This window comes from Nonomuraea sp. NPDC048826 (assembly GCF_043198225.1).
In the GTDB taxonomy this organism is placed as follows: Bacteria; Actinomycetota; Actinomycetes; order Streptosporangiales; family Streptosporangiaceae; genus Nonomuraea.
On sequence record NZ_JBICUQ010000006.1, the window covers coordinates 249,376 to 271,703 of the forward strand.

General features: G+C 72.1%; 22 protein-coding genes. 12 read left to right on the forward strand and 10 right to left on the reverse strand.

Features of this window, described 5'->3' with window-relative positions:
* Positions 1-16 precede the first annotated feature (16 nt).
* Entirely contained in the window at positions 17-916 is a 900-nt protein-coding gene (locus ACGFI7_RS22930) for a sugar phosphate isomerase/epimerase family protein (RefSeq protein ID WP_393407679.1), read from the reverse strand.
* Positions 917-926: 10 nt separating this feature from the next.
* Positions 927-3,023 carry a PQQ-dependent sugar dehydrogenase gene (locus tag ACGFI7_RS22935; protein WP_393407682.1) on the reverse strand — a complete coding sequence of 699 codons (2,097 nt, stop codon included), beginning with the start codon at positions 3,021-3,023 and terminating at the stop codon, positions 927-929.
* A gap of 235 nt (positions 3,024-3,258) precedes the next feature.
* On the opposite strand from ACGFI7_RS22935, the gene ACGFI7_RS22940 reads away from it, so the two are divergent.
* Together ACGFI7_RS22940 and ACGFI7_RS22945 are read left to right on the forward strand one after the other, a co-directional pair.
* Positions 3,259-4,302: a trypsin-like serine peptidase gene (locus ACGFI7_RS22940; protein WP_393407685.1), complete on the forward strand. Its 1,044-nt coding sequence runs from the start codon at positions 3,259-3,261 to the stop codon at positions 4,300-4,302.
* 93 nt (positions 4,303-4,395) lie between these two features.
* Positions 4,396-5,205, forward strand: a complete 810-nt coding sequence (locus tag ACGFI7_RS22945) for an SAM-dependent methyltransferase (protein ID WP_393407687.1) — start codon at positions 4,396-4,398, stop codon at positions 5,203-5,205.
* Between the two features lie 2 nt (positions 5,206-5,207).
* On the opposite strand, the gene ACGFI7_RS22950 is transcribed toward ACGFI7_RS22945, so the two are convergent.
* A complete protein-coding gene (locus tag ACGFI7_RS22950) occupies positions 5,208-6,035 on the reverse strand; it encodes a helix-turn-helix domain-containing protein (protein WP_393407690.1) in 828 nt (275 codons plus the stop codon).
* 330 nt (positions 6,036-6,365) lie between these two features.
* Here ACGFI7_RS22950 and ACGFI7_RS22955 point away from each other — a divergent pair, with 330 nt between their 5' ends.
* Positions 6,366-6,581, forward strand: coding sequence for a hypothetical protein (locus tag ACGFI7_RS22955; RefSeq protein ID WP_393407693.1), 216 nt, complete (start codon positions 6,366-6,368; stop codon positions 6,579-6,581).
* A 34-nt stretch (positions 6,582-6,615) separates the two neighbouring features.
* Here the strand turns inward: ACGFI7_RS22955 and ACGFI7_RS22960 are convergent, their stop codons facing one another.
* The 3 genes from ACGFI7_RS22960 to ACGFI7_RS22970 form a co-directional block, all read right to left on the reverse strand.
* Positions 6,616-7,245, reverse strand: a complete 630-nt coding sequence (locus ACGFI7_RS22960) for a response regulator (RefSeq protein ID WP_393407695.1) — start codon at positions 7,243-7,245, stop codon at positions 6,616-6,618.
* A gap of 622 nt (positions 7,246-7,867) precedes the next feature.
* Complete coding sequence (locus tag ACGFI7_RS22965) at positions 7,868-9,931, reverse strand: ATP-binding protein (protein WP_393407698.1); 2,064 nt, start codon at positions 9,929-9,931, stop codon at positions 7,868-7,870.
* Entirely contained in the window at positions 9,919-10,155 is a 237-nt protein-coding gene (locus ACGFI7_RS22970) for a hypothetical protein (RefSeq protein ID WP_393407700.1), read from the reverse strand. The genes ACGFI7_RS22965 and ACGFI7_RS22970 overlap by 13 nt, the downstream gene beginning before the upstream one ends.
* A 106-nt stretch (positions 10,156-10,261) precedes the next feature.
* On the opposite strand from ACGFI7_RS22970, the gene ACGFI7_RS22975 reads away from it, so the two are divergent.
* The 4 genes from ACGFI7_RS22975 to ACGFI7_RS22990 all read left to right on the forward strand — a co-directional run bounded on the left by ACGFI7_RS22975 (position 10,262) and on the right by ACGFI7_RS22990 (position 13,148).
* A complete protein-coding gene (locus tag ACGFI7_RS22975) occupies positions 10,262-11,239 on the forward strand; it encodes an endonuclease/exonuclease/phosphatase family protein (protein ID WP_393408599.1) in 978 nt (325 codons plus the stop codon).
* Between the two features lie 130 nt (positions 11,240-11,369).
* A complete protein-coding gene (locus ACGFI7_RS22980; protein WP_393407702.1) occupies positions 11,370-11,597 on the forward strand; it encodes a hypothetical protein in 228 nt (75 codons plus the stop codon).
* Positions 11,598-11,623: 26 nt separating this feature from the next.
* Entirely contained in the window at positions 11,624-12,691 is a 1,068-nt protein-coding gene (locus ACGFI7_RS22985) for a hypothetical protein (RefSeq protein WP_393407704.1), read from the forward strand.
* A 28-nt stretch (positions 12,692-12,719) separates the two neighbouring features.
* Complete coding sequence (locus tag ACGFI7_RS22990; RefSeq protein WP_393407706.1) at positions 12,720-13,148, forward strand: hypothetical protein; 429 nt, start codon at positions 12,720-12,722, stop codon at positions 13,146-13,148.
* A gap of 124 nt (positions 13,149-13,272) precedes the next feature.
* Here the strand turns inward: ACGFI7_RS22990 and ACGFI7_RS22995 are convergent, their stop codons facing one another.
* A complete protein-coding gene (locus tag ACGFI7_RS22995; protein WP_393407708.1) occupies positions 13,273-14,457 on the reverse strand; it encodes an NAD(P)/FAD-dependent oxidoreductase in 1,185 nt (394 codons plus the stop codon).
* A 3-nt stretch (positions 14,458-14,460) separates the two neighbouring features.
* Positions 14,461-15,147 carry a helix-turn-helix transcriptional regulator gene (locus ACGFI7_RS23000; protein WP_393408602.1) on the reverse strand — a complete coding sequence of 229 codons (687 nt, stop codon included), beginning with the start codon at positions 15,145-15,147 and terminating at the stop codon, positions 14,461-14,463.
* 109 nt (positions 15,148-15,256) lie between these two features.
* Here ACGFI7_RS23000 and folE point away from each other — a divergent pair, with 109 nt between their 5' ends.
* Positions 15,257-15,808, forward strand: a complete 552-nt coding sequence (gene folE / locus ACGFI7_RS23005) for a GTP cyclohydrolase I FolE (protein WP_393408604.1) — start codon at positions 15,257-15,259, stop codon at positions 15,806-15,808.
* A complete protein-coding gene (locus tag ACGFI7_RS23010) occupies positions 15,805-16,161 on the forward strand; it encodes an ArsC/Spx/MgsR family protein (protein ID WP_393407711.1) in 357 nt (118 codons plus the stop codon). Before folE ends, ACGFI7_RS23010 begins: the two co-directional genes overlap by 4 nt.
* Here the strand turns inward: ACGFI7_RS23010 and ACGFI7_RS23015 are convergent.
* Positions 16,150-17,049: a lytic murein transglycosylase gene (locus ACGFI7_RS23015; protein ID WP_393407713.1), complete on the reverse strand. Its 900-nt coding sequence runs from the start codon at positions 17,047-17,049 to the stop codon at positions 16,150-16,152. The two genes, ACGFI7_RS23010 and ACGFI7_RS23015, sit on opposite strands and share 12 nt — an antisense overlap.
* A gap of 82 nt (positions 17,050-17,131) precedes the next feature.
* On the opposite strand from ACGFI7_RS23015, the gene ACGFI7_RS23020 reads away from it, so the two are divergent.
* The 3 genes from ACGFI7_RS23020 (at position 17,132) to ACGFI7_RS23030 (ending at position 20,071) form a co-directional block, all read left to right on the forward strand.
* On the forward strand, positions 17,132-17,434 hold the full coding sequence (locus tag ACGFI7_RS23020; RefSeq protein WP_393407715.1) for a 4a-hydroxytetrahydrobiopterin dehydratase: 303 nt from the start codon (positions 17,132-17,134) through the stop codon (positions 17,432-17,434).
* 82 nt (positions 17,435-17,516) lie between these two features.
* Positions 17,517-18,878 (forward strand): AAA family ATPase, encoded by a 1,362-nt coding sequence (locus ACGFI7_RS23025; protein WP_393407717.1) that lies wholly within the window; start codon positions 17,517-17,519, stop codon positions 18,876-18,878.
* Positions 18,872-20,071 (forward strand): tetratricopeptide repeat protein, encoded by a 1,200-nt coding sequence (locus ACGFI7_RS23030; protein ID WP_393407720.1) that lies wholly within the window; start codon positions 18,872-18,874, stop codon positions 20,069-20,071. The genes ACGFI7_RS23025 and ACGFI7_RS23030 overlap by 7 nt, the downstream gene beginning before the upstream one ends.
* Positions 20,072-20,075: 4 nt before the next feature.
* Here ACGFI7_RS23030 and ACGFI7_RS23035 read toward each other — a convergent pair whose 3' ends face one another.
* On the reverse strand, positions 20,076-22,211 hold the full coding sequence (locus tag ACGFI7_RS23035) for an MMPL family transporter (protein WP_393407723.1): 2,136 nt from the start codon (positions 22,209-22,211) through the stop codon (positions 20,076-20,078).
* Positions 22,212-22,328: the final 117 nt, after the last annotated feature.

The window sequence follows — 22,328 nt, forward strand, 5'->3', positions numbered from 1 at the left end:
CCCGGCACGCCCCGCGTCAGTAACGGAGCTTGCGCAGGTAGCGGTAGCCGACTTCGGAGGTCTGGCGCGGCGTCACGTCAGGGGTGTCGTTCTCCACGATGTACTCCTTGACGGTGTGCGCGTCGAACACCCGCCGGAAGTTGATCGTCCCGGTGCCCAGGTCGGCCATGTCGCCGTCGAGGTGCCGGTCCTTGACGTGATACTGCAGCACCCGCTGCGGCGCCCGCCGGATGACGTCGATCGCGAACCGCTCCGGGTCGCGGACGCCGCGGTCGACGCCGCCGGTCACCGCCCAGTAGATGTCGATCTCCAGGTGGACCAGGCGCGGGTCGAGCTCGGAGGTGAGCACGTCCCACGGGGTCCGGCCGCCGCCGAGGTCGATGGTGAACTCGTGGGCGTGGTTGTGGTACCCGTACCGCAGCCCCGCCTTGCGGGCGGCCAGCGCCTCGACGTTCATCCGCTCGGCCCAGGCCTTCCACTGGTCCAGGCTGTCGGAGTTCAGGTACGGGACGACCATGTAGGACTGGCCGAGGGTCAGCGCGTTCTCGATCTTGGTTTCCAGGGCGGCGTCGTCGGGGCTGATGCCGTCGTGGCTGGAGGTCGCGTGGATGCCGAGCCCGTCGAGGAACTCGCGGAGCTGCTTCGCCGTCCGCCCGAAGTAGCCGAGGGCGACCTCGATCCGCGGGTAGCCGATCTCGGCGAGATAGGCGAGGGTGGCGTCGTAGTTCTGCGCGAGATCGTCGCGTACGGTCCAGAGCTGCATGCTGATCTGGCCCGGCGGGATGCGGTGGCGTCCCTTGCCCGGGTGGTGCGGGTTCGCGCCGGCGGCGGGAGAGGTGGCGGCGAACGCCGCCGCGCCGAGGCCGAGCCCGGCCGCGAGCAGCGACCGTCGGCTGGGGCCGTAGCCGTAGCACATGGTGGATCTCCTAACGGGTGGGCTGCAGGACGACCTGGTCGGTCCCGGTCAGCTCGGGGAGGTCGCCGGTGCCGGGGTCGGTGTAGCTCGCCACGAACACCCCGGTGAGGTCGTCGTTCTCCGGGTCGTGGCCGCCCGGCTCGGTGGTCTGGATGGAGCCGACGCAGCCGCGGGCCGTGGTCTGCGGGTGGCCGTGGTCGTCGTGGCCGAGGATGTAGTCGACCGTCACGTTCGCGCAGTCGACCGGCTGGTCGTCGGTGACCCGCACCTCGAACTCGACCACGTCGCCGAAGCTGAACGGATCGCCCTCGGCCGGGCGGAGGATCTCCACGACCGGGGTGTCGTTGCCCACCACGATCCGCACCGACGTCGAGGCCGACCTGCCGCTCGGGTCGCTGACCCGGAGGGTGGCGTTGTAGAGGCCGTTCTCGGTGAAGGTGTACGACGCCTCGGGGCTGCGGGAGTCCACCCTGCCGTCGGCGTCGAAGTCCCACGCGTACCGGAGCCTGTCACCGTCGGCGTCGGTGGTGCCGGCGCTGGTGAACTGGACGGTGAGCGGCGCGAGGCCCGCGGTCACCGACGCGGCGGCGGCCGGGACGGGGGTGTGGTTGCCGGTGTTGCCGATGTAGTCGATGCGGGCGAGCTGGGCGTCGGGGTTCTCCGAGAAGAAGCCGTCGCCGTACTCCAGCACGTAGAGCGCGCCGTCGGGGCCGAACTCCATGTCCATCGGGTTGTCGAAGACGACGGAGGGGAGCACGTCCTCGATCCGCCCGTCCCGGTGGAACGCCTTGACGTAGTCGCGGGTCCACTCGTAGAACAGCGGGACGCCGTCGTAGTAGCGCGGCCAGCCCACGGCGTCGCGGCCGCGCGTGTCACGCGGGTCGAAGTCGTAGGCGGGGCCGGCCATCGGCCCGATGCCGCCGGTGCCCAGCTCGGGGAACTCCGGCGACAGCCCGTAGGAGTACCAGACGTCCGGCTGGACGACGGGCGGCAGCTCGCGCCGGCCGGTGTTGTGCGGCGACTCGTTGACGGGCGCGGCGCAGTCGAACACCGCGCCGGACGCCCCGGTCGCGAAGTCGTAGTCGGTGTACGGGAGCCGCGCCGTCGCGCAGTAGGGCCAGCCGTAGTTGCCCGCCCTGCGGATGATCGTCCACTTGCCGGTTCCGGCCGGGCCGCGCGCGGGGTCGGCCACCCGCTGGTCGGGCGAGTAGTCGGCGACGTAGAGGTCGCCGTTGCGCCGGTTCAGCTCGATGCGGAACGGGTTGCGCAGGCCCATCGCGTAGATCTCGGGCCGGGTCTTCGGGGTGCCGCGGCGGAAGAGGTTGCCGCTGGGGATCGAGTAGGACCCGTTGTCGTTCACCTTGATGCGCAGGATCTTGCCGCGCAGGTCGTTGGTGTTGCCGGAGCTGCGCTGGGCGTCGAACGCCGGGTTCCGGTCCGGCCGCTCGTCGATCGGGGTGAAGCCGTCGGAGAAGAACGGGTTGGTGTCGTCGCCGGTCGACAGGTAGAGGTTGCCTTTGGCGTCGAAGACGATGTCGCCGCCGACGTGGCAGCAGATGCCGCGGTCCACCGGCACGTCGAGGATGCGCTGCTCGCTGCGCAGGTCGATCCTGGCGCCGGCGAAGCGGAAGCGTGACAGCCGGATCAGGCCCTTGAACGGCGCGAAGTCGGCGGGGGTGCCGGTGAAGGGGGCGTCGCCCTCGTTCACGTCCGGCGTCGCGGGGTCGTCGACCGGGGTGTCGAGCGGCGGGGAGTAGTAGAGGTAGACCCAGTCGTCCTTCTTGGATCCGTGCCCGAAGCCCGGGCTGAGGGCGATGCTCTGCAGGCCCTCCTCGTCATGCTGGTACACGTCGAGTTCGGCGGCCAGTGTGTTGAGCCCGGTCTTCGGGTCGTGTAACCAGACCTCGCCTTTCCTGGTCGTGTGGAGCACCCTGGAATCGGGCAGCACCGCCAGGTCCATGGGCTCGCCGGGATGGTCGTTGAGCGTGACCTTCTGGAACCGGTCGTCGGGGGGCGGGGCGCTGGCGGTCTCCGTGGCCTGGGCGGCCGCGGCCGGCATGAGGATCGCCGCAGCAGTCATGGCCGCGATCGCGGTTCTCGCTCTCATGCCTCTCCCTTCGGTCAACGTGAGGGATAAATGGGAGCAAATCAACGTGAATGTAACCCGGGTTACGCCGACCGAGGAGGGCCTAATCGCGGAAGCATGACCGACTTTCGCGTCTGATTGGACAAAGTGGGTGATCGACGACCTCCTGCCATACCCGTACGCGATCGCCTTGAGCGGGATGGCGGGGCCCGTGCGTACCTCATGACGGCAGATTCCGGTCTTCGGGAGGTACGTCATGCACCGCAGAGTCGCCCTGATCTCCGCCGCCGCGCTCGCCGTCGCGGGCGCGCTCGTCCCCGCCGCCCAGGCCCAGGCGACCGGTACGGCCGATCACCGGCCCGTCCGGTGGGCCGGCGCGGACTCGTGGTCGGAGCGCAGGACCGTCTCGCAGTACTGGACCACGCAGCGGATGCTGGCCGCGCAGCCGATGGACACCATGGCGGCCCCCCGCCGCGCAGCCCGGTCGAGCGGCCCCACCAGAGGCGAGCCGTGGTCGGCCAGGGGCACGTCGGGGCAGCGGAGCGGGTGGCGGTCCCAGGGCACGCCCGACTCGGCCCGCGACGGCGTCACCCGCCAGGCGGCTATCCCGAACAGCCGCGGCCTGCGCTGGACCGACGGCGGGGCCGTCGTGCGCACCAGCGGGCGGCTGTTCTTCACCACCGCCGACGGCGCCAACGCCTCCTGCTCCGGGACCGCCGTGACCAGCGCGAACGAGAGCGTCGTGATGACCGCCGGGCACTGCGTGAAGCTGAACGGGGCCGCGCACCGCAACGTGGCGTTCGTGCCGGGCTTCGACAACGGCCGGCGGCCGTTCGGCACCTGGGTGGCGACCAGGCTGCTCACCACCCAGCAGTGGAACGCCCGCGAGGACATCAACTTCGACATCGCCGCGGCCGTGGTCGCGCCGCTGCAGGGCCGCACGCTCACCGACGTCGTGGGCGGGCAGGGGGTGGCGTTCAACCAGGCGAGGCAGCAGCAGATGTTCGCGTTCGGCTACCCGGCGGCCGCGCCGTTCGACGGGTCGGACCTGATCTACTGCAGCGGCCGGGCGTTCAACGACCCGGTGGCGACCCGGGGCCAGGGGGTGCGCTGCAACATGACCGGCGGGTCCAGCGGCGGCGCCTGGTTCCTCGGGTTCAACGCGGCGACCGGGGTCGGCATGCTGAACTCGGTCAACAGCTTCACGTACGACTTCGCGCCCGGCTTCATGTTCGGCCCGTTCTTCGGTGACGAGGCGATGGAGGTGTACCAGGCCGCGCAGCGCACCGAAGCGCTCTGAGAGCGGCTGGTGGAAAAGGGAGGGGCGCGGCGCTACGTTGAATCGGCGTATCCACATGGATTCCGGCGACCCGACGTATGAGGAGAAATGCGGATGACCGGCGAACCCCCTCCCTCCGGCCCCCGAATCGACACCACCGTCCCGCACGCCGCGCGGATGTGGAATTACTGGCTCGGCGGCAAGGACTACTACGACGTCGATCGTGAGGCAGGAGACCAGTTCAGTCAGGCATTTCCGGACATTGTGCAGATCGCCCGACTATCTCGTCACTTGATCGCCCGTATCGTGCGTTATCTGGTCAATGAGGCAGGTGTCCGTCAATTTCTTGATGTCGGGACAGGACTGCCCACCGTGGACAACACCCACGAAGTCGCCCAGCGGGCCGATCCCACCTGCCGCGTGGTGTACGTCGACAACGACCCGCTGGTGCTGACCCACGCCCGCGCCCTCCTGGTGGGCACGCCGGAAGGCGCCACCGACTACGTCGAGGCCGACCTGCGCGACCCCGAGGCGATCATCACCGCCGCGGCCAAGACGCTGGACCTCACGCAGCCCGTGGCGCTGATGCTCATGGGCGTCGTGGGCTTCGTGGGCGACGACGAGGGCGCGCACGCGCTCGTCGCCAGGCTGATGGACGCGCTGCCGCCCGGCAGCTACCTGGCCCTGTGGGACGGCGTGAACGTCGTCACCGGCGAGGCTCTCGACCAGGCCCAGGAGGAGCACAACGAGGGCGAGGGCGTCCCGTACACCCTCCGTACGCGCGAGCGCTTCACCGCGTTCTTCGACGGCTTGGAGCCGGTCGAGCCGGGGTTCGTGTCGATCCCGTTCTGGCGGCCCGACCCGGATCCGCTGGCCGAGCACAAGGAGGTCGACGCGCTGGTCGGCGTCGCGCGCAAGCCGTAGCCCTACAGCTCGTCCATGATCTCGCGCAGGATCCGGGGGGTGTCCTTGGGCGGCGGCGCGTGCACGCTCAGCTCGTCCAGCAGCCGGCGGTACGGGCGCACCTCCGTGTCCTTCGTGAGGTACTGCGCCCCGGCGAGCTGTTCGAGGTAGACGATGTCGTCCAGCTCGGCCTGGGGGAAGCGCAGCAGGGTGACCGGGCCGATGCCGCCGACCGCGACCTCCACGCTGAACGGCAGCACCTGTAGCGCGACGTGCTTCAGCCCGGCCATCTCGATCAGGTGGCCGAGCTGGGCGCGCATCACGTCACGCCCGCCGGCCATGCGGCGCAGCGCCCCCTCGTCCACGATGGCCCAGAGCCTGCGGCCGGACGCGCCCAGGAACTCCTGCCGGCGCATCCGCAGCTCGACCCGCTGCTCGATCCGCTCACGGCTCTCGCCGCAGTGGCCTCGCGCGATGACCGCGCGGGCGTACTCCTCGGTCTGGAGCAGGCCGGGGACGTACTGGATCTCGTGCGTACGGATCAGCTCCGCGTCGTGCTCCAGCCCGAGGAACTCCTCGAACCAGTCGGGGACCAGGTCGCGGTAGTCCTGCCACCAGCCGGGCTGGTTGGCCTGCTCGGCCAGGAGAAGCAGCGGCGCGCGCTCGGCCCGGCCGACGACGCCGTAGAGAGTGAGCAGATCCTCCACGTCACGCATCTTGAAGCTGCAGCGCCCGCCCTCCATCCGGCTGATCTTGGAGTGCGACCCGCGGATGGCGTACGCGGCCTGCTCACGGGTGACCTTCTTGGCCTCACGCAGGCTGCGCAGATGTGTGCCTACCAGAATTCGCAATGCGGTCGGTCCGGCCCGCTGGATATCCCCGCCCGAAATTCCGGTCAGACCTCTCACTTCACGAGAAGTCGACATATTGTCTCCCCACACCCTCGCCGGCCCACCCCTGACCCGGCTTGCTTGCCAATCCTGCCACGTTGATTGTCGTAATCACCACAAATGACGACGACCCGTGAACTCACCGTCATCACACTGGTACGGAAAAAGCGGTATCAGAACCCGGGAACGGACAGGTCAGCTGACCCATGCGCCCGGGAACGGGGGCGGACGAAGCTTCAGGTGTTCCGAAAAGCCGGTGACCACCACCGGGCGTTCCAGAAAGGGACCACCATGAAGCACCTGCTCGCCGCCGCCGGATTCGTCATCACGATGGCCGCCGCACCCCTCGCCGCCTCGGCCGCCGCCGACCACCTGCCGATCCACCGGGGCAAGTTCCTCTTCCACAGCGACTGCATCACCGCAGGCCAGCAGGGCATCGACCGCGGCCACTGGTCGCGCTACCAGTGCGCCGAAGGCTGGCTGTGGAACCTGTGGACCGACCGGTGACCTGCCGGCTGGGCTCGGGATGGCGTCCCCCCGGTCATCCCGAGCCCAGCCCGGCGTCCCGCGCCCGGGCGATCGCCGCCGCCCTGTCGTGCACCCGGAGCTTGGCGAAGATCGAACCCACGTGGTTGCGCACGGTCTTGTCCGTGACGAACAGCCGCTGCGCGATCTGCCGGTAGCCGAGCCCCCGGGCCAGCAGGTCGAGCACCTCCCGCTCGCGCCCGGTGAGCGTCGGGAACGCCTCCCTGGCCGGGGCCGCCGAATGGGCGGCGAACAACCCGGCCAGCCGCCCGGCCATGTGCGGGCTGAACACCGCGCCCCCCAGCCCGACCGTACGCAGGGCCAGCAGGATCTCCTCCCGCCCGGCGCCCTTGAGCAGGTAACCCCGGGCGCCCGCGCGCATGGCGGCCAGCAGGCTGTCATCGTCCTCCGACATCGTCATCACCAGCACCCGCGCCTCCGGCCGCGCCCGGAGCAACTGCCGAGTGGTCTCGATGCCGGACAAGCCCGGCAGCCCCAGATCCATCACCACCAGATCCGGGGCTGTCCGGGCGGCCTCCTCCAGCGCCTCCTCCCCCGTCGCGGCCTGCCCCACCACCGTGAACTCCCCGTCCAGCCCCAGCACCGCCACCAGCCCTTCCCTGAACAACGGATGATCATCAACCACCAACACCCGCCACCCCACCGACGCCCTCCCCACCGGCGAAGAAGAACCCGGCACACCGACGGAAGCCCCCGAAGCCATCGGGGCGGTCGGGGCGGTCGGGACCGTGAGGGCCGTCGGGGCCGTGAGGGCCGTCGGGGCCGTCGGGGCCGTCGGCACACCCTCCACAAACCCCGCCGTAGGTGTCAGCGGCTCCCCCGCCACCCCCGCCGTACCCACCAGCGTCGGGGGTGGGACGGGGATACCCACGGAAGCTCCCGCAGCCGTCGGCGAACCCCCAACCTCCACCGCCGACCCCGCCGTACCTGCTGATGAGGAGGAAAAGACGGCGACGCCCACAGAACCCGCCGCACCCGACGGCGGCGCAGGTGGGACGGAGGCGCCCACAGAACCCGCCGCACCCGACGGCGGCGCGGGTGGGACGGAGGCGCCCACGGGACCGGCCGCACCCGAGGGCAAGTCCTCCGCCGTAACTGTCGGGGACTGCTCCGCGAAGAGGGAACAAGGGACGGGGACACCCAAAGGACCCGACGGTGGCTCCCCCAGTGGTCCTGTCGTGGAAGTCGGCGGCTCCCCCGGCGGAGCTGTCAGGGGCTCTCCCACCGACCCCGCCGTAACGGTGGGCTCAGGTGAACAGGTTGGGTGGGGTTCGGTCATGGGTGGGCTCCTGGGAGATGGGGAGGGTGGCGGTCACGGTGGTGCCGCCGGGGTCGGTGTGGATGGTGGCGCGGCCGCCGACCTCCTCGGCGCGTTCGGCGACCGAGTGCAGGCCGGTGCCCGGCACCGCGGAGGCGTCGATGCCGCCGCCGTCGTCGGCGACCGTGACGGTGAGGGTGCCGGGTGCGGTGGTGAACGCCACCTCGACGTGCCGGGCGCGGGCGTGCCGCACGGCGTTGGTCACGGCCTCGGCGGCGATGCGGTACGCGGCGGTCTCCACCGCGGGAGCCAACGGGGGCAAGGTCTGCGCCGTGACGCTGACCCGTACGGCCGAGGTGGTGAGCCGGTGCGCCAGGATCCGGGTGGCGTCCAGCAGACCGCGCTCGACCAGCGTGGCCGGGGCCAGGCCGGCGGTGATGCGGCGGATCTCCGACACCGCCTCGACGAGCCCTTCGGCCGCCGTGCGCAGGTGGGCCCGCGCCTCGGGTGACGGGGACCCACAGGCCTGCGCGACCTCCAGCCGGAGTTGGACGGCGGCGAGCTGCGGCCCGAGCCCGTCGTGGATCTCGCGGCGCAACCGGCGGCGTTCCTCCTCGCGGGCCAGGACGAGACGCTCGCGGGCCGCCTGCGCCTCCTGGCCGAGCCGCAGCGCGGCGAGTGCGGGCCCGGCCTGGTCGGCGAGGAGCGCCAGCAGTTCGCTGTCGCGCTCGGCCGGGGTGCTCGCGCCGTCGCGGGCCACTTCGAGACTGCCCACCACCTGCCCGTGATGGCGCAGCGGGAAGACCTGGGCCGGGCCGTCCACCGGGGCTCCGGCGGCGGCCAGCAGGCGGGGCCCGGCGCGGGTCTCGACCGCGATCCGGGCGCCGGACAGGCCGAGATCCTCCACGACGCCGCGGCAGATCTGTTCGGGCACGTCGCCGGGGTGCGGGGCCTGCTGCAGCCGGACGGCCAGCGCCCGGACCGCCTCGTGCGGCCGGGCCCGCGGCCCGTAGAAGGCGCGTTCGACGGCCAGCACGGCGTGCCGGACTAGCGGGCGGGCGGCCCAGCCCGCGACCAGCGCGCAGCCGGCGACGGCGGCCGTCACGGAGGTGCGCCCGGTGGGCAGGGCCGCCCAGGCCGCCATCGCCGCGCAGGTGACGGAGATGACCAGCACCGCCGGCACGAACGCGCGGGCCATCCGATGACTGGTGACCCGCTCCAGCCGCCACAGCCCGCCGCGCGAGGCGGCCAGCCCGATCATCGCCACCCACAGCACGACCCCGGCCGACCGGGCGGCCATCGTCCAGCGCTCCCCCCACAGGTCGGAGAGCAGGAGGCAGACGTAGAGGGGGCAGGCGGCGGCGATCACCCACCGGGTCGCGCTCCCCCGTCCCGCCTTGGACGCCGCGCGGACCAGTTCGGCGGTCACCGCCACCGTCACGACGGGCGCCAGCCAGTCGAGCACGTCCTGGCTGTCGTGCAACAGGCCCGCGGCCCAGGTCGCGGGTGCCGTGTCGGCCCACGGGCTGGCGAACCGGGCCGAACCGGGGGTGCCCAGCCCCCAGACGACCGCGTACTGGACGCTCGCGGCGGCGGCGGTCACGATCACGGCCGTCCTCGGCCACGCGCCGGAGCGGCGGGGCAGCAGGCAGAGCGGGAAGAGCAGCACCGTCAGCGGCTGGCAGGCGGCGCCGACCGCGGCCAGCACGATCACGGCGGCGGCGACCGGCGGACCGGGCCCGTCCACGGCCGCGAGCACGTCGGACATCGCGGGCGGGACGATCCACACCACCCCCGCGGCCAGCACGAGCGCGCCCCTGCGCCGGGCGTAGCGGTCGGCCAGCAGCAAAACGCCGACCACGCACACCGGCAGGCCCACGACCAGCCGGGTCACCTCTGCCGTGACCAGCGCCGTGCCGCCGGCCGACCGTCCCCACGCCGGCATCGTCACCGCGGCCCTGGTCACCAGCACCGCCAGCAGCAGCGCGGCGGCCATCCCCGCGAGATGCGGGCCGCGGGCCTGCCACCGGACGGCGGGCGTCAGTCCACCCAAAGGTCCCAGGTGCCCAGGGCGTAGAAGGACCTGATGCAGTCGGGCCTGGTCCACTTGCCCTTGCGGACGCCCTCGTCGCCCGCCTTACGGCAGCCGGCCTCGGAGTGGAAGGAGGCGATGTAGCGCTTGGCGTCGAGGTCGGCGGCGGCGGGCGCGGCCACGGCGACCGGGACGGCGCAGAGGGCCGTCAGGAGAACGGCGAGCGAGCGAGGGGACGTACGCATGCGAACTCCCGATGATGACAGAAAGAAACGAGTCAACCACTCATTGTAGTAGATCGACTACGCTCATGGGCCTTTAAGAATGGGCACCTACATTCGTGCCGTGCTCATGGAAGAGGTTGCAGGCCAGCCGGTGCGGGTGCGGTCGCGGCGGGCCCGAGCGGCGCGGCTGTCCGTCGTGGTGGCGGTGGTGTTCGCGGCCGGGACGGCGATGCGGCTGGGCGGGCTGGAGGCCGGGGTCCTGCTGGTGCCGCTGGTGTCGTTCACCCCGTACTACGGGCTGGCGGCCTTGCCGGCGCTGGCGTTCGCGGTCCGGTCCGGGAGCCGGGCGGCCGTGGCGGTCCTCCTGGCGGTGTGCGTCTGCCTGGCCTGGCTCGTGGTGCCGCGCGCGGTCGCCGGTGAGGCGCCGGACGGGGGCCGGCCGCTGCGCCTGCTGACCGCGAACCTCAACGGCGGCCGGGGTGACGCCCAGGTCGTCGTGGACCTCGTACGGAAGCTCGACGTGGACGTGTTCAGCGTGCAGGAGCTGACCTGGGCGGCCCGCGACCGGCTGACGGCGGCCGGGCTGCGGGAGCTGCTGCCGTACGAGGTCAGCCAGCCGATGTCGCGCGGCCCCGAGGGCAGCGGCATCTTCGCGCGCCACCCGCTGCGGGAGCGGTCGGGCCTGTTCCGGCCGGTGGGGCACCACATGCCGGTGGCGCGGGTGGCGCTGCCCGGCGGGGCCCCCGTGGAGGTGGTGGTCGTGCACCCGGTGGCGCCGGTCCCGCCGACGGTCGACGAGTGGGAGGCCGGCATCGCCACCCTGCCGCCCGCCCCGGCCGACGGGCCGCCGCGCGTCCTGGCCGGCGACTTCAACGCGACGCTGGACCACGCGGTGTTCAGGCGGCTGCTGGACACCGGCTACACCGACGCGGCGGCGGCCACCGGGCGCGGGCTGACGCCGACGTGGCCGATGCGCCTGCTCCCGCCGCTGGTGTCGATCGACCACGTGCTGACCGACGCCCGCGCCTGGGCGGTGGCGACGCAAATCCATGACATCCCCGGCTCCGACCACCGCGCGCTCTTCGCCGACCTGCGGGTCCAGTAGGCGCGGACGGCGGCCCAGGGTTCCTCCGGGGCGGCGAAGCTAGGGTTTTCCCCGGGCCGGACCCTGACTTCCCGGCCCCGGCTCGCGTTTAGCGTGCAGGACAGCGGCAGATCTCACCTGAGGCGGACGCATGGACGTGCACGAGGCCAGAAGGCGGCACGAGGACGCACTCCTCTCCCTCCCCGCCGTGACAGGCGTCTCCACCGGGCACGACGAGTCGGGCCAGGACGTCCTCGTCGTCTACGTCACCCATGAGATCTCGCCCCGTGACGGCGCGGAGCCCGCCATTCCGCAGACGCTGGAGGGCTTCCCCGTCAAGGTCGTCGAAATCGGTTTTCCGACGGCACAGCAGACGTAACGCGAATCCGGTCGGAGGTGGTTGGCGTGAGCCAGCCCGAGATGATGCGTGGATCGCAGGGGTACCGGCTGTCCGACGCAGCCAGGGAAGAGGCGATCCAGAAGCTGATGGCTCCGGAGCGGAGGCCGAACAACGTCATCGGCTTCGGCCAGGGCGTCAAGTGGACGAACGGCGAGCCCACCGGCGAGCCGGCCCTCCTGGTCTTCGTCACGGAGAAGATGCCCGCGAGCATGCTGCGGGAGCAGGACGTCGTCCCGCGCAGGATGGACGACGGCACCACAACCGACGTGGTCCGGGTCGGCCACGTCGTGGCCCAGCAGCTGCTGGCCGACGCGCCGGTCGCGGCCCCGATGGCCGAGGTCGGCGTCCAGCAGCTCACCAGGCGGATGCGGCCCTGCCCGTCCGGCTTCTCCATCGGCAACGTGGCGATCACGGCGGGGACGATGGGCGGGGTCGTGTACGACTTCCTGCCCGGCGCCACCGTCGACCCGCCCGCCCCGGGGATCGGCATCCCGCCACGGTTCTACGTACTCAGCAACAACCACGTGCTGGCCGACTCCAACCGGGCCCCGGTCGGCAGCGCGATCGTGCAGCCCGGCCCGTTCGACGGCGGCGTGGACCCTCAGGACCGGATCGCCACCCTGACCCGGTTCGTCCCGATCGACCTGACGCCCGCGGTCCCCCTGCAGAACCACAACAACCTGGTGGACGCGGCCATCGGCCTCACCCAGTTCCAGGACGCGACCAGGGAGACCTACTTCAGCGGGGCGCCGCGCGGCTGGCGGCGCAAGGCCAACCTGGCGGTCGGCGACCTGGTCAAGAAGAGCGGCCGCACCACCAACCTGACCATCGGCCGGGTGATCGCGGTCGACGCCACCATCGACGTCAACTACGGCATCGGCATCGGCAGGTTCCGCGACCAGATCCTGACCACCGCCATGTCGGCGGGCGGCGACTCGGGCTCGCTGGTCACCACCCTCGACGACGTCGCCGTGGGTCTGCTCTACGCGGGATCCGTGCAGGTCACCGTGCTGAACCACTGGGAGAACGTACGCAGCCTGCTCCGCGTCGAGATCGCCGAGACGCTCCTGTAATTCCGTCCGAGACAGAAGAGATCACGTCATGCCTCAATCCACGAAAGCGGCCGACCGTGGGCTCTACGACGCCAGCGGGGGCAGCGTCAGCTCGTTCGCCGAGTCCCTGGCCACCCCGAAGGCGGCCACCACCAACGCCTACGTCGAGCTGCACAACGGGGCCGTCACGTTCATGATCGACCTTGAGCTCGACACCAACACCTACCCGTTCCAGGTACGCAGCGGCACCATCAAATCGGGCATCTGCGGCGCGCCGTGGGCCGTGACCAGCGGCCACCTGGGCGAGCAGATCCGGCTCGACGCCACCCGCAAGGGCCAGGGCAACTGCGCGAACACGATCATCATCGTGGGCGAGCGCCAGGACCCGATGAGCTGGCGCGGGACGTACGGCTTCAACGGCGGGGCGTCGTCGTTCAGGCACACGACGATCTTCCACGCCTGGTCGCTGAGCCCATGAGCTGAGCCCATGAGCTGAGCCTGAGCTGAGCCTGTGACGGCCGGGCCCCGCACGGGGCCCGGCCGTCGTGTCGTGCGAGCATGTCGGCGCAGGCAAGTTCGTCAGCTCAGGCGAGCACGCCGGCTCAGGCGAGCACCTCGGTGAGAGGGACCGCCGGGTCGGCGAGCCTGGCCCGGTCGGCGGGCGTCGCGGCCCGGATCAGCGTCTTGATGTCGTCGGTGACGTCCCAGACGTTGACGTTCATGCCGGCCACGACCTTGTCGTCCTCCAGCCAGAACGCGATGTACTCGCGGCCGGCCAGGTCGCCGCGGATCACCACGTCGTCGGCGTGGCCGGGACGGACGTATCCCGTGTACTCCATGCCCAGGTCGTACTGGTCGGTGTAGAAGTAGGGCAGCCGGTCGTAGGACACGTCGCGGCCCAGCATGGCGCCGGCGGCCACGGCCGGCTGGTTGAGCGCGTTGGCCCAGTGTTCGACCCGGATGTGGGCGCCGAGCAGCGGATGGTGGGCGCGGGCCACGTCGCCGGCGGCGAAGATGTCGGGGTCGGAGGTGCGCAGCGAGGCGTCCACCAGCACGCCGTCGTCGACCTCCAGCCCGGCCGCGGCGGCGAGCCGGGTGTCGGGCCGGACCCCGATGCCGGCGATGACCGCGTCGGCCTGCACGTGGGTGCCGTCGGCCAGCCGGACGCCGCCCCCGATCGCCTCGACCTTGACGCCGAGCCGCAGGTCGACGCCGTGTTCGCGGTGGAGGTCGGCGAAGGAGGAGCCCAGCCGGGAGCCGAGGACGCGCAGCAGCGGCTGGCTGTCGGCCTCCAGCACGGTCACCTCCACGCCGGCGAGGCGGGCGGCCGCGGCCACCTCCAGGCCGATCCAGCCCGCGCCGATGATCGCCACCCGGGAGGCCCCGGCCAGCACGTCGCGGATGCGCTCGCTGTCGTCGACCGAGCGCAGGTAGAGGGCGTCGCCCGGGAGCCGGCGCGGGGTGGCGCCGGTGGCCAGGAGCAGCTTGGCGTAGCCGAGCCGCTCGCCGGTGGACAAGACGACCTCGTGGGCGGCGCGGTCGATCTCCGTCACCTCGACGCCGAGCCGCAGGTCGACGTGGTGCTCGTCGTACCAGCCGGCGTCGTGGACGAAGATCTTGTCGCGTTCGGACTTGCCCTGAAGGTAGGACTTCGACAGCGGCGGCCGTTCGTAGGGAAGGTGCGGCTCGGCGCCCACCAGCACCAGCGGGCCGTCGTAGCCCTGCTCGCGCAGCGCGGCCGCGGCCTTGGCGGCGGCCAGTCCGCCGCCGGCGATCACGTAGGTCATCGGTCAGGCTCCTCTCAGTTGGACGCAGCAGGCGCCGGGCCGCGGGGCCAGGTCGGCCTCGGCGGCCGGCGCGTCCAGCCCGTCGAGGAAACCGGCGAGGAACGCGTGGTTGATCGCGCACACCAGGTCGGGATCCTTGGCGGCCAGCGGGTGGAACGGGCAGTTGCGCAGCCGCAGCAGGGTCGGGGTGACCCGGACGGGCTCGAACCCGTGGCGTTCGAGCACCCGTGCGGCGCAGGTCAGCGCGCGCTCGGCGCCCAGCCGGCCCGGCCTGGCCCGGTCGCGCTCGGCCGCGCCCAGCTCGCGGCCGCGCGCGGTGGCGGCGCGCAGCGCGGCCTCCCGGCTCGGCTCTCCCGGCTCCTGGGCGCGTACGCCGTCCAGGAGGATGCCGGCGAGCAGCTCGTGCTCGCGCGGCGGGATGCTGACCCGGACGTCGAGGCCGGTGGGCCGGTAGACCTTGGGCGCCCGGCCGACCGGGCGCGGCTCGCCGGGCCGGCCGTAGCCGGCCGACAGCAGCCCGACCGCGACGAGCTTGTCGAGGTGGAAGGCGGCGAGCTTGCGTGAGATGCCGACGCTCTCGGCGGCCTCGTCGCGGGTGACGGGCCCGGGGGCGCGCCGGATGAAGTCGTACATGCGCCGCCGCAGGTCGTCGCTGAGCACCGCGACGGCCGCCCGGGCCTGCTCCGACATCGTCACCCTGTCAGGTTAACACCCAAACCCACTGGCGAAAAAGGCACCATTGACGATATATCCGGTTATAGCTAACACTTGTTGGTGAAAATAGGAGGCGGTCAACGTGATGGACCTGGCCGAGGCCGAACACGCGGCCGAGCGGTTCCTGGCGGCGCTCGGCATCGACACCGACGAGGAGAGCCTGCGCGAGACACCGCGCAGGATGGCCAAGGCCTACGCGGAGATGCTCAGCCCGCGCCCGTTCGAGCTGACCACCTTCCCCAACGACGAGGGGTACGACGAGCTCGTCCTGGTACGGGCCATCCCCCTGCGGTCGATCTGCGAGCACCACCTGCTGCCCTTCACCGGGGTCGCGCACGTCGGCTACCTGCCCGGCAAGCGCATCGTGGGGCTGTCGAAGCTGGCCAGGATCGTCGAGCACTTCGCCTGCCGCCCCCAGGTCCAGGAACGGCTGACCCGGCAGGTCGCCGGGTGGCTGCAGGACCAGCTCGACCCCGAGGGCGTCGGCGTCGTGGTGGAGGCCGACCACACGTGCATGACGCTGCGCGGGGTGCAGGCGCCGGGATCGCGCACCATCACCTCGGCGCTCCTCGGTACGCTGCGGGACGACGCCCGGGCCAGGGCGGAGTTCTTCTCTCTCACGGGACTGCCGAGATGATCGAGATCTGGATCAACCCCGACTGCTCCAAGTGCCGCGCCGCCCTGTCGATCTTGGACGCCGAGCGGGCTGGCTACACCGTCCGCCGCTATCTCGACGACCCGCCGACCGAGCGGGAGCTCCGCGACGTGCTGGCCCGGCTCGGCCTGGAGCCGTGGGACATCACCCGCCACGGCGAGCCGGTCGCCGCCGAGCTGGGCCTGGAGTCGTGGCCGCGCACCCCGGAGAGCCGCGACCGCTGGATCGGCGCGCTGGCCGGCCACCCCGTCCTGATCCAGCGGCCGATCATCACCGCCGCCGACGGCACCGCCGTGGTCGGCCGGAGCGAGCAGGCAGTCCGGTCAGCGCTCTGACGGTCCGGTGACGCGGCGCTCGCCCTTGACGGTGATCACGTACACCTGCCAGTTGTAGTAGACGTAGTAGTTGACCGGATCCCGCTTGATCTGGCGGGCGTGCAACTGGATCGCGTTCACGTACGCCTGCGAGGGGTTGTAGGCGTGCAGCGCGCGCCGGTAGTCGCGGGGGGCGCCGGTGGCGCGCAGGTAGTTGGCGGCGGCCATGATCGCGTCGCGGTGGTCCTGGATGTCACCGCCCATCCCGTACGCCTTCCAGGTGGCGGGCATGAACTGCATCGGCCCCTGCGCGCCGACGTGGCTGGCCGACCTGACCCGGCCGAACTTCGTCTCGGCGAACATGACCGCCGCCAGCACCTCCCACTCCACGCCGAACCGGCGCTCGGCCTGCTTGAAGTAGCGGAGCAGCTCGGCGGCGGGCCGGGCGTCGCGGGTCCTGATGACCGACGCGCTCTTGACGGGGTGGGCCAGGGCCAGCAGCTCGCGGATGGCCCGGGTGTTGTCCTGCGCCTCGGCGGCCAGCCGGCGGGGCAGGCGGGCGAACGCCTTGGCGGCGATCGCCGGGTTGCGCGCGGCGAACCGGTAGATGCGCTGGTGGTAGAGGGCGAGGAGCTGCACGTCCCGGGGCGGCGCCTTCTTCTTGTCCCAGCCGTCGATGGCGTCGGCGAGCGCGCCGGTGGTCTTCTTCAGGGCCGCGGCCAGCTTCGCGGGGTCCTTGGGGATGCGTTCGTCCGGATCGGGGAGATCGGGCTCGGGGCTCGGTGCGGACGTGGCCGACGGGTTCGACGCGGGCGCGGCGCCACTGTTCCGGGTGGCGCTTCCCTGGGCGGCGCAGCCCGCCATGGCGGCGACCACCGCCGCGGCCGTCACGACGCGGAGACTTCGCATAGGCGGTCAATCTACCGGGTGTGTGAAGACCCGTTCCGGTGGTAGCCGACGGGGTGAGGACCACCGACATCAGGGGGACACCATGACCGAGCTCCTCAACCGCGACGAGATCGACACCGCGCTGGCCGCGCTGGAAGGGTGGCACAGCGAGGAGAACGCCCTGGTCAGGGACGTCCCGATCACACCGGACAACTTCAAGTGGCTGAGCGAGGCGGTGCAGCACGAGGCCGACGAGCTGAACCACCACCCGGACATCGACAAGACCGACAACGGGATCCGGTTCCGCCTCTCGACGCACAGCGCGGGCGGGGTCACGCCCAAGGACGTGGAGCTGGCGGCCCGCATCGATCAGGTGTTGAGCGGGGGAACCCGAGACAAGGGTTGACGTCTCCACCACGGCCCGCGTCCGGTTTCGGTACTTTACGTAGTTCGAAGCACCCGAGATCGCGACAGAAGGGACCGGGCACGTGGTCGACGACCCCGGTTTGAAGGCGCTCGGCGAAGCCGCGCGCCTCTCCCCGGACAACCTGCCCCTGCGCCGCCATCTGGCCGAGCAGTTGCTGAGCAAGGGGTATCTCGCCGACGCCGAGGCCGAGTTCCGTGCCGCGCTCGTGCTCGCGCCGCAGGACCCGGACATCGTGGCGGGACTGGCCGAGGCGTTCGTCCGGCAGAGCTCGTACGGTGCGGCGCTCGCGGCGCTGGAGCCGATGCTCGCCGGGGGCGGTCACCCGCCGCGCGTGGGGATCCTGGCGGCCCGCGCCCTGCTGGGCGAGGGGGACGTGCACCAGGCGGCGTACCGCTACCACGAGGCGGTCTCGCGCGACCCGTCCGTCGCGGACCCGGAGCTGGCGGCCCGGCTGACAGCCCCGCCGCCGGTCGTCACCGAGCCATCCGGGCCCGCGGCGGAAGACGCCTATCCGGCGCCCGCCACGGCCACCCACGAGCGGGCCACCGCCGAGGTCGAGCGGTCCGCCTTCAGCTTCGCCGACGTCGCCGGGATGGACGAGGTCAAGGAGGCGCTCCGGGTCAAGCTGCTGCTGCCGATCCAGCAGCCCGAGCTGTTCGCCGCCTTCGGCAAGCGGGCCGGCGGCGGCGTGCTGCTGTACGGGCCGCCGGGCGCCGGCAAGACCCACCTGGCCAGGGCCGCCGCCGGGGAGCTCGGCGCGGCGTTCGTGAACGTCGGCCTGGCCGACATCCTCGACATGTACGTCGGCTCCAGCGAGCGCAACTTGCGGGCCACGTTCGACCTGGCCCGGCGTCACCGGCCGTGCGTGCTGTTCTTCGACGAGGTGGACGCGCTGGCCGCGCGCCGCTCCGACATGCGGCAGGCGCACACCCGGCAGGTCGTCAACCAGTTCCTCGCGGAGCTGGACGGCGTCGACCAGAGCGCCAACGAGGGCGTGCTGGTGCTGGCCGCGACGAACGCGCCCTGGTACATCGACGTGGCGTTCCGCCGTCCGGGCCGGTTCGACCAGCTCGTCTTCGTACCGCCGCCGGACGCGCACGCGCGGGCGGCGATCCTGCGCATCCTGTGCCGCGACAAGCCGCTGGCGGAGGTCGACTTCGACGCGGTGGCCAAGGTCACCGACCAGTTCGTCGGCGCCGACCTCAAGGGTCTGGTGGACCGCGCGGTCGAGGCCAAGCTCCATGAGTCGATCCGCGCCGGCCGGCCGGTCCCCCTCTCGACGCGCGACCTGCTGGCGGCGGCCAAGACGGCCAGGCCCACGGCGGTGCGCGAGTGGATGGCGACCGCGCGCAACTACGTGATGCACGCCAACGAGTCCGGCGTCTGGGACGAGCTGATGCCCTGGATCCAGCGCAAATGGTGAACGCGAGCGACGCGCTGGAGCGGGGGCGCCTGTTACTCCAGCTGGGCCGTCCGGCGGACGCCGAACGTGAGCTGCGCGGCCTCCTCACCGAGCAGCCCCAGCACGTCGGCGGCCACGCGCTGCTGGGCCTGGCCCTCGTCCAGCAGGGCCGTACGGAGGAGGCGCTGGAGGAGTCGCGCGAGGCGGTCCGGCTCGCGCCCGACCACTGGATGCCGCACTACATGTCCGGCCAGGTGCACCACCGGGCGGGCCGGATCGACGAGGCGGCCCGGGCGACCGTCGCCTGCCTGGCCCTCTCGCCGGAGCACGCCCCCGCCTGGGACCTGCTCGCCCGCGTGCACATGAAACGGCGCGACTGGGTCCAGACGGCCGAGGCCGCGAGCCGCGGCCTGGCGCTGGACCCGCAGGACTCCGACCTGGCCAGCCTGCTGGCGATCGCGCAGGTCCTGCTCGGCCGGGGCGACCAGGCCAGGGCAACCGCAGCCCAGGCGGTGCGCAACAACCCGGAGAGCGCGCTGGCGCACTGGGCCCAGGGCAACGCCGCGCTGGCGAAGGGCGACCCGAGATCCGCCGCCGACTCCTTCCGCGAGGTGCTCCGGCTGGACCCGGGCTTCGACGCGGCCAGGGACTCCCTGGTGGACGCGCTCAAGCAGCGCAATCCGCTCCACCGCACGCTGTCACGGCTCAGGGAGCGGTTCGTGGGCGGATGGTGGCTGGTGTTCCTGCTGCCCGCGATGCCTCCGCTGATCGCCGTCTTCGTGATCATCGCGCTGCTGCACTGGGCGGCCTGGATCGCCGAGTCCTGGACGACGCTCCGCCTGGCCAGGGGCAAGGCCACCCGGCTGCTGTTCGAGGGCCCGGCCGCCCGGGTGTCGCTGCTGTGCTGCGGGCTGGTGGCGGCGGGCGCGGCCCTGCTCGGTCTCGGCATCGGCCTCGGCCTGGCGGGCCTCGGGTCCGCCGGTGCGGCGACCATGGCGCTGGTCACCCCCGTCCAGGAGGCCGCCCACACCGGCTCGCCGGCCGGGCGGCGCATCCTGTACGGCTGGGCGGTCCTCCTCGCGGCGGCCGCCCTGGCCGCGGTGGTCACCGCGGCCTTCCCCCCGGCTCTCCTGGCGACCTACGCGGCGCTGGCCACGATCTGGATCGCGGCAGGCGTACGGAAGATCTTCCGTCCTCGCGAGGCCGCCGTCTGAACGGTCAGCGAGACAACCGGCTCGGCCACCACATCCGGCGCCCGATGTCCAGCGACAGCGCGGGCACCAGCAGCGACCGCACGATCAGGGCGTCCAGGAGGACGCCGAAGGCCACCAGGAAGGCCAGCTGGATCAGGAACAGCAGCGGCAGCACGGCGAGCGCCGCGAACGTCGCCGCCAGCACCACGCCGGCCGAGGTGATGACGCCGCCGGTGAGCGTGAGCGCGCGCAGCGTGCCTTCGCGCTCGCCGTGCCGGATCGTCTCCTCCCGGGCCCGGGTCATCAGGAAGATGTTGTAGTCGATGCCCAGCGCCACCAGGAAGACGAACGCGAACAGCGGCACCGCCGGATCGGCGCCCGGCAGGTCGAGCACGTGGTTGAAGACCAGCGCGCCGACGCCCAGCGCGGTCGCGAAGGACAGCACCGTGGTCGCGATGAGCACCAGCGGCGCCACCAGCGAACGCAGCAGGATGACCAGCACGATCAGCACGACCAGCAACACCAGCGGGATCACCACGCGCAGGTCGCGTTCTGAGGTGTCGAGCGTGTCCAGAGTGACCGCCGACGTGCCGCCGACCAGCGCGTTGGCCCCCGGCACGGGGTGCACGGCGGCGCGCAGGTCGCGGACGATGTCCACGGCCTCCGTGGACTCCGCGGGCGCGTCGAGCGTGGCGTGCAGCAGCGCCCGCCCGTCGACGATCTTGGCCTGACCGTCCGCGCCGACCGGGGTGACCTCGGTGACGCCGTCCACCGTCTCGGCGGCGGCCTTGACCTCGTCCAGCTTGCCGGAGGCGGTGAGGATGGTGGCGGGCGTGGCCGAACTGCCGGCGCCGAAGCCGCGCTCCAGCGTCCGCTGGCCGGCCACGGACTCCACCTCGGTGCGGAACACGTCGAGCTGCGAGGTGCCCTCAGCCTTGAACTGCGGCACGAACGCCGCGGCGGCGGCCAGCGCCACGATGGTGAGCATCCAGTACGCGCGCGGCCGGCGTTCCACGGACTTGGCGACGCGGCCCCACACCCGGTGGCGGCGCACGATGGCCAGGGTCGAGTCGGAGTCCCCCTCGTCTGCGCCGGCGCGCGGCACCAGCGGCCAGAACGCGGCCCGGCCGAGCAGCAGCAGCACCGCGGGGAGGAACGTGAGCGCCGAGATCAGGGCGGCGCCGATGCCGAGCGCGGCGACCGGACCCAGGCCGCGGTTGGAGGCCAGGTCGCTGGCCAGCAGGCAGAGCACGCCGAGGATCACGGTGCCGCCGGAGGCGACGATGGGCTCGACGGTGCCGCGCACCGCCACCTTGATGGCCTCGATCGGCCGCGCCCGCTCGTACAGCGCCTCCCGGTAGCGGGCGACCATGAGCAGGGCGTAGTCCGTGCACGCGCCCACGACGAGGATGAACAGGATGCCCTGGCTCTGCCCGTTCAGCTCGATCCACCCGGCGTCGGCCATCAGGTAGACGACGAAGGCGGCGAGCACGAGGGCGAGCATCGCGGCGATGATGACCACGAGCGGCAGCACCGGCGACCGGTAGACCGCGATCAGAATGATCAGCACCGCGCCCAGGGCGACCAGCAGGAGCGTGCCGTCGATGCCGCCGAAGGCGGCGCCCAGGTCGGCGCCGAGCGCGGCGGGCCCGGCGACCTGCACGGTCGTGCCCTCGGCCGCGCTGTCCTGCAGCAGGGCCCGCAGCTCGTCGACGGCGACGTCCGCCTCGACCTGGTCGCTGATCGGCACGATGAGCTGCGCGACGCTCTTGTCCTCGGTGCCGGGGACGGGCCCGGCGACCTTACCCTGGATCCAGGACTCGCCGGAGATCCGCTGCGCGTCCTGGGCGATCCCGGCCAGGGTCTCCTGGCCGAGCGGCTGGTCGGCCGAGTAGACGACGAAGGCGGGCACCGCGTCGTCGTCCTCGAACGCCCGCTTGGCCTCCTGGACCTCGGTGGACTCGGCCCCGATGGGCAGGAAGGCGGACTGGTCGTTGGTCTGGACCTCGGTCAGCTTGCCCATGAAACTACCGAGCGGCCCCGCGCCGAACAGCCAGACCAGCGCGATGAGCACGGCCGCTCCGTACCATGCGCGGTGGTGCCGCGGCCGGGCTCGCCGGTGCTGCGAACCAGTCCGCGGACGGGTGTCGTGGACGGACATCCTTCGGCTCTCCTGATAGCTAGAAAAACAAGCTTCTCGAAAATCAAGATATACGATGAAGAGGATGACCGTGCACCGGCCCCCGTCCAAGACGGAGCTGCCCCTAGAATTGCGACC

Coding starts and splice junctions, on each gene's coding strand:
- ACGFI7_RS22930 (WP_393407679.1), bottom strand. CDS start 916: ATGTGCTACGGCTACGGCCCCAGCCGACGGTCGCTGCTCGCGGCCGGG.
- ACGFI7_RS22935 (WP_393407682.1), bottom strand. CDS start 3,023: ATGAGAGCGAGAACCGCGATCGCGGCCATGACTGCTGCGGCGATCCTC.
- ACGFI7_RS22940 (WP_393407685.1), top strand. CDS start 3,259: ATGCACCGCAGAGTCGCCCTGATCTCCGCCGCCGCGCTCGCCGTCGCG.
- ACGFI7_RS22945 (WP_393407687.1), top strand. CDS start 4,396: ATGACCGGCGAACCCCCTCCCTCCGGCCCCCGAATCGACACCACCGTC.
- ACGFI7_RS22955 (WP_393407693.1), top strand. CDS start 6,366: ATGAAGCACCTGCTCGCCGCCGCCGGATTCGTCATCACGATGGCCGCC.
- ACGFI7_RS22970 (WP_393407700.1), bottom strand. CDS start 10,155: ATGCGTACGTCCCCTCGCTCGCTCGCCGTTCTCCTGACGGCCCTCTGC.
- ACGFI7_RS22975 (WP_393408599.1), top strand. CDS start 10,262: ATGGAAGAGGTTGCAGGCCAGCCGGTGCGGGTGCGGTCGCGGCGGGCC.
- ACGFI7_RS22980 (WP_393407702.1), top strand. CDS start 11,370: ATGGACGTGCACGAGGCCAGAAGGCGGCACGAGGACGCACTCCTCTCC.
- ACGFI7_RS22990 (WP_393407706.1), top strand. CDS start 12,720: ATGCCTCAATCCACGAAAGCGGCCGACCGTGGGCTCTACGACGCCAGC.
- ACGFI7_RS22995 (WP_393407708.1), bottom strand. CDS start 14,457: ATGACCTACGTGATCGCCGGCGGCGGACTGGCCGCCGCCAAGGCCGCG.
- ACGFI7_RS23000 (WP_393408602.1), bottom strand. CDS start 15,147: ATGTCGGAGCAGGCCCGGGCGGCCGTCGCGGTGCTCAGCGACGACCTG.
- folE (WP_393408604.1), top strand. CDS start 15,257: ATGGACCTGGCCGAGGCCGAACACGCGGCCGAGCGGTTCCTGGCGGCG.
- ACGFI7_RS23010 (WP_393407711.1), top strand. CDS start 15,805: ATGATCGAGATCTGGATCAACCCCGACTGCTCCAAGTGCCGCGCCGCC.
- ACGFI7_RS23015 (WP_393407713.1), bottom strand. CDS start 17,049: ATGCGAAGTCTCCGCGTCGTGACGGCCGCGGCGGTGGTCGCCGCCATG.
- ACGFI7_RS23020 (WP_393407715.1), top strand. CDS start 17,132: ATGACCGAGCTCCTCAACCGCGACGAGATCGACACCGCGCTGGCCGCG.
- ACGFI7_RS23030 (WP_393407720.1), top strand. CDS start 18,872: ATGGTGAACGCGAGCGACGCGCTGGAGCGGGGGCGCCTGTTACTCCAG.
- ACGFI7_RS23035 (WP_393407723.1), bottom strand. CDS start 22,211: ATGTCCGTCCACGACACCCGTCCGCGGACTGGTTCGCAGCACCGGCGA.